The sequence below is a fragment of the Planctobacterium sp. AWM4_229 genome, from assembly GCF_056160305.1.
Map to the genome: position 1 here is coordinate 108,043 of NZ_JBSWWX010000006.1, position 11,775 is coordinate 119,817.

9 protein-coding genes are annotated in these 11,775 nt (G+C 47.1%); 6 read left to right on the forward strand and 3 right to left on the reverse strand.

Annotation, left to right across the window (positions count from 1 at the left end):
• Positions 1–38: 38 nt before the first annotated feature.
• The 5 genes from ACXAGP_RS14425 (at position 39) to ACXAGP_RS14445 (ending at position 6,714) form a co-directional block, all read left to right on the forward strand.
• Complete coding sequence (locus tag ACXAGP_RS14425; protein ID WP_475262261.1) at positions 39–2,180, forward strand: ABC transporter permease subunit; 2,142 nt, start codon at positions 39–41, stop codon at positions 2,178–2,180.
• A complete protein-coding gene (pstA, locus tag ACXAGP_RS14430; RefSeq protein ID WP_475262263.1) occupies positions 2,177–3,739 on the forward strand; it encodes a phosphate ABC transporter permease PstA in 1,563 nt (520 codons plus the stop codon). Before ACXAGP_RS14425 ends, pstA begins: the two co-directional genes overlap by 4 nt.
• Before the next feature lie 20 nt (positions 3,740–3,759).
• The gene (gene pstB / locus ACXAGP_RS14435) at positions 3,760–4,551 is read left to right on the forward strand and encodes a phosphate ABC transporter ATP-binding protein PstB (RefSeq protein ID WP_475262265.1); all 792 of its coding nucleotides are present in this window, start codon (positions 3,760–3,762) and stop codon (positions 4,549–4,551) included.
• Between the two features lie 19 nt (positions 4,552–4,570).
• Entirely contained in the window at positions 4,571–5,248 is a 678-nt protein-coding gene (gene phoU, locus ACXAGP_RS14440; protein WP_475262267.1) for a phosphate signaling complex protein PhoU, read from the forward strand.
• A 197-nt stretch (positions 5,249–5,445) separates the two neighbouring features.
• The gene (locus ACXAGP_RS14445) at positions 5,446–6,714 is read left to right on the forward strand and encodes an inorganic phosphate transporter (protein WP_475262269.1); all 1,269 of its coding nucleotides are present in this window, start codon (positions 5,446–5,448) and stop codon (positions 6,712–6,714) included.
• 104 nt (positions 6,715–6,818) lie between these two features.
• On the opposite strand, the gene purU is transcribed toward ACXAGP_RS14445, so the two are convergent.
• Together purU and thpR are read right to left on the reverse strand one after the other, a co-directional pair.
• Complete coding sequence (gene purU / locus ACXAGP_RS14450; RefSeq protein ID WP_475262271.1) at positions 6,819–7,676, reverse strand: formyltetrahydrofolate deformylase; 858 nt, start codon at positions 7,674–7,676, stop codon at positions 6,819–6,821.
• 72 nt (positions 7,677–7,748) lie between these two features.
• Entirely contained in the window at positions 7,749–8,252 is a 504-nt protein-coding gene (gene thpR, locus ACXAGP_RS14455) for an RNA 2',3'-cyclic phosphodiesterase (protein WP_475262272.1), read from the reverse strand.
• A 91-nt stretch (positions 8,253–8,343) separates the two neighbouring features.
• Here thpR and mrcB point away from each other — a divergent pair, with 91 nt between their 5' ends.
• The gene (gene mrcB / locus ACXAGP_RS14460; RefSeq protein WP_475262273.1) at positions 8,344–10,632 is read left to right on the forward strand and encodes a penicillin-binding protein 1B; all 2,289 of its coding nucleotides are present in this window, start codon (positions 8,344–8,346) and stop codon (positions 10,630–10,632) included.
• A gap of 32 nt (positions 10,633–10,664) precedes the next feature.
• Here the strand turns inward: mrcB and ACXAGP_RS14465 are convergent, their stop codons facing one another.
• The gene (locus ACXAGP_RS14465) at positions 10,665–11,621 is read right to left on the reverse strand and encodes a hypothetical protein (RefSeq protein WP_475262274.1); all 957 of its coding nucleotides are present in this window, start codon (positions 11,619–11,621) and stop codon (positions 10,665–10,667) included.
• Positions 11,622–11,775: the final 154 nt, after the last annotated feature.

Genomic DNA, 11,775 nt, shown 5'->3' on the forward strand with positions numbered 1-11,775 from the left:
TGTCGACCGAATTCCTGATAATTACATAAGTACCGACATTGGCCAGAGATCATCTAAAGCAACTGCAAAAACAGCGCGTCAAAATAGACCGCCGGGTTACCAGAGCAATTACATTCGGTGGTTGGCTGGTATTGGTTACTTTGTTGATTTTGATCTGGCATTTGTTTTCAGTGACCCGGCCCTTGTTGGATGACCCGATTTTCGTTGCCCAATATCAGTTTCCATTGCAGTCGGATGAGCGCCTTATCAATGCTCAATCGGGTTTTAGCAGTGACGAAATATTGCTCTTAGACAATCAAACCTGCCAGCTATCATTACTGCGAAAACCGCATGACGGCGAGATGCAGCGCTATCCGGTTGAGTCTCGTCACAGCCACTCAATGGCTGCTCCGGGGGTGTCATGCGGCTATCTGCGTATGGAAACTCACGCTGAACAAACCTACTTACTGGAACTTAGTGCCAATAATTTGTTTCGTGCCTGGTCCGTTGATGGACTTCATCGCGGGCAAAAAAAGCTGGAGTTTAGTGTGCGCCTGCCCGCTACCATTCAACCGGAATCCAATCTGAGTTGGCAACCCCATTTCAGCGCCCAGGAAATTACGTTGCTCATTAAATCCATTGTCGATGGTTGGCATTATCTTCAGTTCGACCGTCATAGTAGAGCACTGAAAAAACATATCAAAAACATTGACCTGGGTAACTCTGAACCTCAGCGAATAGATAGTGATAACCTTGAATTGCTATTTGCTGGTGGTCACTTAATGATGTTGGATGCTCAGCATGAACAGTTCCAATATTATCGAGGTGCTCAGCAACCCGACATTTTAGTGGCAGTCAGTTTGTCCACACAACGCTCGGTACTGCTGGTGAATGCACAAATGATGGTGGAAAAGTGGTCACTGGTAAATGACAACGGAATTATGTCATTGGAGAGACTTTATCAATTCCCTTTGCCGGGCAGGCAACTACAAAAATTGATGCATGTTTCCGGGGACCTGGTGGTGGCTTTTGTCGACGGCAAGCAGTTCTTTATTAATGCTACCACTGGGGAAATAACCGATTATGTGGAGACGCTGCCAGCCTTTGAACAACTTGTGGCCAGAGCCGGCGATATCTGGTTGCAAAGCGGTGAGACATTGCAGCACTGGAAAGTTGAGAACCCGGAATCTGTCGTGTCTTTTGCCAGTTTTTGGCATGAGCTTTGGTATGATGGCTACCCCGGTCCTGATTACATCTGGCAAACCTCTTCTGCAACGGACCAGGCGCAAGCGAAATTCAGTTTAGTCCCTTTGGTTGTGGGAAGTATTAAGGCTGCTTTTTTAGCTATTGTGGTAGCGATGCCGTTGGCGATTGGCAGTGCCATTTACACTGCCTATTATGCCGGGCCGAGGTTGCGCCAGTTGATTAAGCCCTATGTGGAAATACTGGAAGCCATTCCTTCGGTGGTCATTGGTTTTTTGGCCGCCATTTGGCTATTGCCGGTATCAGAAAATTATTTGCTTGCGGTCTTATTATTTCTGTTGTTTACCCCGCTGTTTTTATTGTTGTTTGTATGGCTCAATGAAACCAATCGACATCGCAATATTTATGGTTGGGAGCTGTTGTTTTTCACTCTCTTAATTTTTGCATTTTTGTTTGGCTTTCACTGGCTCCAGACAGCGAATCCAGACTGGTTTAGATGGTTGTGGAGAACCGACACTGGTGGCATATTGAGTTCTGAGTTGAAAAGCACTTTTGTACTTGCTATTGCGCTTGGGATTGCCATTATCCCCACGGTATTTACCATTGCAGAAGATGCCATTTATCAGGTGCCAAGTAGTTTGGCGAAGGCCTCCTTCGCAATGGGAGCATCGCGTACTCAAACTCTGTTGCGGATCGTCTTAAAAGTCGCTTTGCCGGGGATTTTGTCTGCCCTCATGCTGGGCTTTGCCAGGGCTGTTGGGGAGACGATGATCGTATTAATGGTTAGTGGTAATACACCGGTGGCCGATTGGAGCTTATTAGAAAGCATGCGCTCCATGACGGCAAATCTGGCCATTGAGTTGCCAGAAGCACAACCGGATAGCGTGCATTATCAGGTGTTGTTTTTTATTGCTCTGCTGTTGTTTATGTTTACCTTTGTATTTAATACGCTTGCGGAGTTTTTGCGTATTCGCCTAAGGCATCGCTATAAATTATGAAACGGCCTGATCACTTCCTTTTCGCGCTCAAAGAACAAAGCGTTAAATTTTTTGCCAGCCTCGCCCAGGCGATGGTGGTTTTTGCCCTGTTGGGCATATTGATCCTGGTGATTGGCAAGGGTTTGGAATTTTTCTGGCCAAAGAGTATTCAGCTTGTCAATTATCAGCCCGGTGCTACCGCCAACCAACGACTTTTCGGCTATGTATTGAGTGAGCGCTTACAAACTGGTCGAGAGGGGCGCATTTGGGTTAACCAGGATTCATGGCAAAGACCTCGGAACCAAACCCAGGTGTTACTAAATCCTAAGTATATCAGTAGCATCGAGGAACCTGATAACCTGGCTCGTATCGACTTAAACGACGGCCGTTTTTTACTGGCTCAGCCAATGCATCTCAATATTATCGGAGAGCGATTGCAGCTGGAGCAATTACCCCAAGCTATGAGCATTGTTGCTGATTTGCAGGAACAATATGCCAGTATCAACGAAGGCGATATGGTGAGCATCAATACTGCTATTGCCAGTTTGAGAGCAAAAGGGATAACAGATGATTCCGCGGCCATGCAATCACTATTGGAGCGCTATCAATCTAATCGCAAGGAGCTAGTTGAGATTGAGAAGGCATTAGCTCAATACAATATCGTAGTACTGGATGCGACCTCTGAAATACAAGCTTTACCTCTTCAAGAGGTGCGTCAGGTGTTTTATCCCAATGGCATGAGTGTCTTTCGTAAGTTGGGTGTAATGAGCAGCAATTTGGTGTTGTTTTTAACCGAAGATACCCGTGATGCCAACCAGTCGGGTGGGGTATTCCCGGCCATTTTTGGTACGGTACTAATGGTACTTTTGATGGCTGTTATAGTTTCCCCTTTAGGCATTATGGCGGCTATCTATTTAACGGAATACGCGCCAAATAACGCGGTGGTTAGCTTGATTCGCTTAGCCGTGAGCAACCTGGCGGCAGTGCCTTCAGTGGTATATGGCGTGTTTGGTCTGGGCTTTTTCGTTTATCAGATGGGCGGCAGTATCGATGAGCTGTTTTACGCAGATACCTTACCTAATCCAACATTTGGTTCACCGGGTTTGCTCTGGGCCTCATTGACTATGGCGCTACTGACCTTACCTGTGGTGATTGTGGCCACGGAAGAGGGCCTGCGCAGAGTGCCGGAGTCATTGCGTTATTCCAGTTATGCCTTAGGAGCCACTCGTTATGAAACCATTCGGCGTATCGTATTGCCGGTGGCCAGTTCCAGCTTACTCACTGGCATTATCCTTGCCGTAGCCAGAGCTGCGGGTGAGGTAGCTCCAATGCTTATGGTGGGTGCTGTGCGCTATGCACCAGTATTGCCTCTGGATGGTGAGTTTCCCTACTTGCACCTGGAACGACAGTTTATGCATTTGGGCGTTTTGATTTATGATGGCGCGTTTCACGGTCAATCTACTCAGCAGGGGGCTGGCATGATGTTCGCTACCTGCTTGCTTTTACTGTTGGTGGTATTGATACTGAACTTCATTGCGATAATGGTGCGCAATCGCTTACAAACCAGATATGGCTATTGATGAAAAGGAGTCGGGACAGCATGTTGGCAAATCAACGTCGTAAACAAGATCATCACGACGATATTGCAATTGATGTTGAACAACTGTCGTTGCGTTTTGGCGACAAGGTGGCACTTAGAAATATCTCAATGCAGATTCCCAAACGGAGCATAACAGCGATTATTGGACCCAGTGGCTGCGGCAAGTCCACCTTGATAGGCTGCTTTAACCGTTTGACTGATTTGAATCCTGAAGCCAAGGTTTCCGGTAGTGTTTATATCAACGGGCGCAATATTTATCACGCCAAACAAAATGTACCAGCGCTGCGCACGCAAGTGGGTATGGTGTTTCAGCAGCCCAATCCGTTTCCCATTTCTATTTATGAAAACGTCGTTTATGGATTGCGTATCAAAGGTATTACCGACCGTCGTATTTTAGATGACATTGTTGAGCGGTCCTTGATGCAGGCTGCTTTGTGGGAAGAGGTGAAAGACATTTTGTTCCAGTCGGCGTTGAAGTTATCTGGCGGGCAACAGCAACGCCTGGTAATAGCGCGCGCATTGGCGTTGGAGCCAGATATTTTGATGCTAGATGAGCCCACATCCGCCTTGGATCCTATCTCTACGCTGATGATCGAGGAGCTTATTTTTCAGTTAAAAGAGCTGCACACGGTTATTGTTGTTACTCATAATCTGCAGCAGGCTGCCAGGGTTTCCGACCAAACCGCCTTTTTGAATAACGGCGAACTCATTGAATATTCCAGCACGGATGTGATGTTCACCATGCCTCTGGAGCAACAAACAGAAGCCTTTATCACGGGCCGTTTTGGATAGTGTCTAATCAGGAGTACCCATGCAATCTTTTAATATGACTTCTCACATATCAGGCAAGTTCAATGAGGAGCTGGAAACCCTTAAAAACGCTGTACTGGCTATGGGGGGAGAAGTCGAACTTTACTTGAATCGCACTTTGACAGCCTTAAAAACCAATGACCGACGAGCCGCCGAAAAAGTAGTGCTGGGTGATGCCACAGTAAACAACATGGAATTGCGTATCGACGAAGAATGCATGCGTATCATTGCACGTCGCCATCCGGCAGCCAGTGATCTGCGTTTGGTTTTAACTGTGGTAAAAATCAATGTGGACGTAGAGCGCATCGGGGATGAAGTAGAGCGAATTGCGCGCATGGTGGCCAATGGCCAAATTCCGGTGTCGGAACGCATCAAAGCCGATATGTATGATATTGGTCATTTGATTCTGGAAATGTTTCAAAACACCCTGAATGCCTTTGCCCGCATGGATGATAGTGCGGCTGAAGCCGTGCATGCTCAAGATAAGAAAGTCGATGAACAGTATAAACAATTGCTCATTGAAGTGATTCAGGAGATGCAGAAAAAAGACGAAATCGACCCCGCCTGGCTGGAAGTGTTGTGGTCATTGCGTTCTATGGAACGCATCGGCGATCGCTGTAAAAATATCTGTGAATACGTGATTTATTTTGTCAGAGGCGTCAACTTGCGTCATAAATAGTCCACAAAACCGTCAAATTCTATGCTTTTTACGGCACATAACTACTCTTTTGCTAAATTTCTGCTTTATTAAGATTGCAATACTGTAACATTCTGTCGGTTTTGTTAAACTTCGCGCCGTATTCGCCGGGTGGGCGAAAACCGGGTTATGGTGCATCGCAACCCCAAGATTTAATTTTTTAGTTTTTCAGGATTCTAATGGATATTCTTCAGGCATACGGCTTAATTCTCATTGTTCTGGCTGCGTTTGTCGGTTTTGTTATGGCATGGGGTATTGGCGCCAATGACGTCGCTAATGCGATGGGTACATCGGTTGGGGCCAAAGCGCTCACAATTAAGCAGGCGATTTTGGTGGCGATGATTTTTGAATTCGCAGGTGCCTGGCTGGCAGGGGGCGAAGTAACTGCCACTATTCGCAAAGGAATTATCGATGCGGGCTATTTCGTGGATATTCCCGAGCAACTCGTATTCGGCATGATAGCGGCACTGTCGGGAGCAGGTGTCTGGCTGATTATCGCCAGTTATTTTGGCTGGCCTGTGTCTACCACGCATTCGATTGTGGGCGGCATTATCGGTTTTGCAGTATTTGGCGTCGGTACGGAAGTCGTCCACTGGGGCAAAGTAGGCGGTATTGTAGGCAGTTGGGTAGTAACACCATTATTGGCGGGAGTATTGTCCTGGTTAACCTATAAAAGTGCTGAAAAACTTATCCTGAAATCCGATGAACCTCTTAAAAACGCCAAACGCTATGTGCCTTTTTATATGGCGCTGGCGGGCTTTGTATTGTCTTTGGTTACCATCAAGAAAGGACTTAAACACGTGGGACTGGGTCTTCCGGAAACCACTGGCTTTTTACTTGCCATCGCAATTGCAATTGTTGTCGCGCTGGTGGGGCGTTGGATGATCAATCGCGTTTTGCGCGAAGATACCCATACCGGAATCGATGCCTATAGCAGTATCGAAAAAGTGTTTGCGGTATTAATGGTGATCACGGCTTGTTGTATGGCGTTTGCCCATGGCTCTAACGACGTTGCGAACGCTATTGGACCATTAGCGGCGGTGGTAAGTGTGGTGTCTAATGAAGGGCAAATTGGCGCTAAAGCGGCGCTGGATTGGTGGATATTGCCTTTAGGTGCTGTGGGTATCGTTGCCGGTTTAGCTTTATTTGGCAAACGCGTAATGCAAACCATTGGCCATGGCTTAACGAAATTGACACCCAGCAAAGGCTTTGCCGCAGAGTTAGCCGCAGCCTCTACGGTTGTCATTGCCTCAGGTACAGGGCTGCCCATATCCACCACCCAGACTTTAGTGGGTGCTGTGATTGGGGTGGGCATCGCCAATGGAGTGGGTAACCTCAATCTGGGTACTACCCGTAACATCGTGGTTTCCTGGGTGGTTACATTGCCTGCCGGCGCTGCGATGGCGATTGTGTTCTACATGTTGCTCAATGCGATTTTTGTTGGATAACGCGGTAGAGCTGATATTTTCAGTTTGTACAAATATTACAGATTAATAGATAAAGAAAAGCCCGAATCAGTTCGGGCTTTTTTTATTGCTGATAAGCGTCGCGTTTACTTGGCGAATACCACGGTCTTGTTGCCATGAATGATAACGCGCTCTTCCAGGTGGTTGCGCAGGCCATGGGCCAGGGCTGATTTCTCACACTCTTTACCTTTACGCACCATGTCTTCGGCGCTATCGCTATGGCTGATACGTATTACTTCCTGCTCAATGATAGGGCCAGCGTCCAAATCTTGCGTTACGTAGTGGCAAGTGGCACCAATGAGTTTAACACCGCGTTCGTAGGCTTGTTGATAGGGCTTAGCGCCTACAAAGGAAGGCAGAAAGCTGTGGTGAATGTTAATGGCTTTACCTTGCCACTTTTCACAGGTTTCAGGCGGTAAGATTTGCATAAAGCGAGCCAGCACCATTACGTCGATGTTGTAGTGATCCAACAGGTTTTCAATTTCTTCAAAGGCATGAGCTTTACTGGTGGCACTGAAATCAATCCAATGAAAAGGCACATCATACCAGTCGGCAAATTGCTGCATTTGAGGATGGTTGGCGATAATGCAGGGAATGTCGCAATGCAATTCGCCCGTGTGCCACCGGTGCAAGATATCGTTTAGACAGTGAGACTCTTTACTGGCCAGCAACGCTACTTTTTGCTTTTCGTGGGAATCGATGAGCTTCCATTGCATGTTGAACTGCTCGGCAATGGGCACGAATTGGCTTTTAAATTGATTTAAGTCCATGGAAATATTGTCGGCGCAAATTTCGTGGCGCATAAAGAATCGACCCGTCTGAAGATCCGTGTGGTGGCTGGCCTCAACGATAGTGGCGTTGTGCTCTGCCAAAAACTGACTCACTGCTGCCACCAGGCCCACCTGGTCAGGACAGTCAATGATAAGGCGAAACGTTTGTCGCATAGTGTTCCTGAAAAATTTTGACTAAGTGGTCCAGTATACCCAATTTTTTTGCAAAATGGTTTTTGCTTATTTTTATATCCTATTCCAGGTGTGGATAACGCGGTAGTGCACTCTGCCTTTGCCGGGCAATGATTGGTACAAATGATAATCATCCACTTCAAACTTAAAATCAGGTGCGATTGCCGGTGCCGGTAAAGCGTTTTCAATGCCGCGACAAAAACTAATATGAGGCACAAACTGAGACTGTTTACGCAATCGTATCAGGCTGCTGAGTTGTTTTACCAGTTGGGCTTGCAGCAGAGCAAGTTGAGACGTTAACTCAATGGCCAGAAAGCCAATAGCGGGTTTGGCAAAGTAGCCAACTTCGTGACTGCTCAGTTGCAAATAGGTGGCAATACTGTCCAATTGAGTAATGTGCTCTAGTTGCTGTTCATCGATGTTACCCAAAAAGCACAGTGTTAAATGCAAGTTCTCAATTGGAATTTCGCCCTGCAATTGCGGATAAGCTTTCTCCCGCCAATTTGCGATGCTTATTTTGGTTTGAGGGGATGGCTCCAGGCCAATAAATGCGCGCATTTTTTCCATGTTTTGCTAACGATTTCGCGATAGTATAGCCCCCCAATGGCCATTGGGCATAGATCCACCATCTTAATATCAGGATTGAACTTTGAAATTATTAAGCACACCATTTCGCTGGTTCAAACAATATTTCTGGAAGCTTACCGTTGTCTTTTTAGTGGCGTTATTCGCTTACGGTTTTTATCTGGATGCACAAATCAAAACGCGGTTTGCCGGCAATAAATGGGTGGTTCCGGCGCAACTCTTCGCACGGCCTCTGCTGTTACAACAGGGGCAGGAGATCAGCAAAGCTGAGATATTGCAGGAGCTGGAATTATTGGGCTACCGCAAAGTCGCCATTCTCAATCAGCCCGGCGAGTTCACTGAACAAGGTAGTGAGCTGCGTATCTTCCGACGTGCGTTTGCATTTGCTGAAGGATTTGAGTCCGCCAGACAACTGCGTATTAAGCTGCAGCATAATCGACTGGTGAGTATTTTCGATAATGCGGTATCCAGCCAGGTTAACGCAGCGCGCCTTGAGCCTATGATGGTGACGCGTATTATTACCCAGAGCCGGGAAGATCGAATTTTATTGCCGCTGGAGGAGGTTCCACCATCGTTAATTGAAACCCTGGTGATGACCGAAGACAGAAACTTTTATCAGCATCATGGTGTGGCGCCATTAGCCATTTTAAGAGCCTTGGTGGCCAATATAAAAGCAGGCAGAACGGTGCAAGGTGGTTCTACCTTAACGCAGCAATTAGCCAAAAACCTGTTTTTAACGCGGGAGCGCAGTCTGGTGCGCAAAGTCAATGAAGCAATTATGGCGGTCATCATTGATTTGCGTTACAGCAAAGATGAAATTATTGAAACCTATCTCAATGAAGTCTTTCTCGGTCAGCGGGGAAATCTGGCCATTCACGGTTTTGGGCTTGCCAGTTACTACTATTTTAATCGCCCTTTGGCGGAACTAAATCTAGCGGAACAAGCGACGTTGGTAGGCATGGTTAAAGGACCTTCCGCCTATAATCCGTTTCGTCATCCTAACAATACCCGCAAGCGCCGAGATGTAGTATTACGCACTTTATTTGAGCAAGATAAGATTGACCGGGAAACCTACACTCGTGCAGTAGAGAGTCCGCTTAATGCAGTGAATAAGGGCATATTAAGTCAGCATAAGTATCCGGCGTTTATGCAGCAGGTAAATCGCGAACTACGCGAAGTGTTGCCTGCCCAGGAATTAAGAGACTCCGGCATCAAGATTTTCAGTACCCTGGATCCGCATATTCAGCGAGCGGCGGAGCATGCAACAGAGCAGACCTTGGCGGGGTTACAAACAAGCCGAAAAACCGTGGAGTTGAACGCAGCCATTATTGCTTCTGATTTTCGCAGTGGCGCTATTCGGGCATTGGTGGGCGGAAAAGATTTCGATTATCAAGGTTTTAACCGGGTGCTGGATGCCAGACGACCGGTGGGGTCATTAATCAAACCGGCTGTTTATTTAACGGCACTTGAACAGCCTGAGGTTTATACCCTGGCCAGCCCTATTGAAGATAAACCTATTAAGTTAAAAAGCACTTACGGCAAATATTGGGAGCCACAAAATGTGGACAAAAAATTCCGTGGAAGCGTACCCCTGCTGACGGCGCTTTCCCATTCTCTCAATGTGCCAACAGTGAAACTTGGGATGTCTCTCGGACTTGAAAATGTAGCGGATACTATTGAGCGCCTGGGCGTTAGAGAGAAGTTCGATACTTACCCCGCTATGACGCTTGGAGCGCTGAATTTGTCTCCTAAACAAGTGAACCAGATGTACCAGACTGTGGCTAATCTCGGGATCAGGCAAGAACTGCATTCCATTGCTGCTATTTCCTCTCACGATGACAATCCCATCTGGTATCGCATGAATGTTCCGGAGCAGCGAGTGGATAAAGCCGCCGCGTACCTGGTGAACTACGCCTTGCACAAGGTAACCCGAGAAGGCACCGGAAAGCGCCTTAAACAAGTGTTTCCAAGGGTGAACTTTGCCGGTAAAACCGGCACCACAGATGACTATCGAGATAGTTGGTTTAGCGGTATGGACAACCGCATGGCTACTACCATTTGGGTGGGCAATGACGACAACCTGGAAACCGGGCTTACTGGCTCCGCTGGTGCTATGTCTATTTTCATCAACATGCAGAAGTCGATTTATCCGAAAACCTTCAATCAGACCTTTCCTGAAGGGGTTGGTATTGCTCACTTTTCTGGTGTGGATGGTAGTCGCAAGGTACCCGGTTGTACTGATGGTTTGAGTGTGCCGGCCTATTTACCTGCATTGCCAGATGCCACCACCTGTGATGGCAAGGTACCTGAGCCGAAGAAAAAATCCTTGTGGGAGCGGCTGTTCGGTTCCTGAAGTGCTTTCTATATCTGGCGGCTGGAACCGGATTATTTTTGTTTTGACGGCTTATTCAGTCGCGCGTCTATATACTTTTGGAAGTCCGGGGTGTCACTACAGCGCAGCGTGCCGCCCATCAATCCAGATAATAATCCTGCAGCTTTGCCAGCAGTGCCGCTGCAATCTATTTTCTTTATTTTCATTTCCGGCTCGGCTTGTGGTAATTGGTAGCCTTGCGTCTGTTGCTGATAAAATTGTTGCTGTCGATTGGCAGTAGCCGCTTCGCTCATCGCTTGCATTTGTTGCGTATTAATGCGGTTTAAATGTGAACTGAGTGCCTGGTTGAGTCGCTCAAGTTGATTTCCCGTTTCTGTTGTTTCGACTGCCGACTCCGTAATGGGATTTTCATTAGCAACGGCCACTTCAGGAGACGGCTCGGTTGGTTCAGTTATCGCTGCATCGGATACTGTTGCTTTTTCTGACTCTGGGAATGTTTGGGCCAATGGCTGCTGATCTGACTCGAGAATGTTGTTTTGGAGCTCAGCAACAGGTATTTCAGTAGGGGCTGTCTCGATGGGCACTGTTTCTAAGGCTTCTGGTGATTCAGCCGGAACTTCGTTAAGCTGGGGTATTGGTGGATAATAGAGCGTTGCCTGAATGGGGGTGATTTCTTCAGGGATACTCAGAATGTGAGGGATATGACGGGCGCTCAGCCAGGCTAGCGCAGCAATTCCCAGTGCATGTATAGCTAACGAACAGAGCACCAGCGCTTTATTGCTTTTATCCCTGGTCTTGTTGGCCTGATTGTCCTTTGTCTCAACCTCAAGCCCCAGGCTGATACCGGGCAAGGGCAACACCGCAATATCTTCCGTTAAGCGGATTTTTATGGCCGCCTTCGAATCGGTATCCGAAATACCCGCAATGCTTTGCACCACAATACTGTGTGATGGTTCTAGCGAAACTTCGTCCAGATTGAGATTTATCAGGTTTAAATTAATGGTGTGCAACTTAGCTTACTTACCAAATAAAACTAAGTGATAGAGGCTTATGCGAGAAATAAGTTCCCAAAGGAATGTTACCAATTGCTACTGGAACTAAAAATAACGGATATCACGGATAGTTAAAAAATGTATTTGAGAGCCGGAGCGATACAGTCGCCCC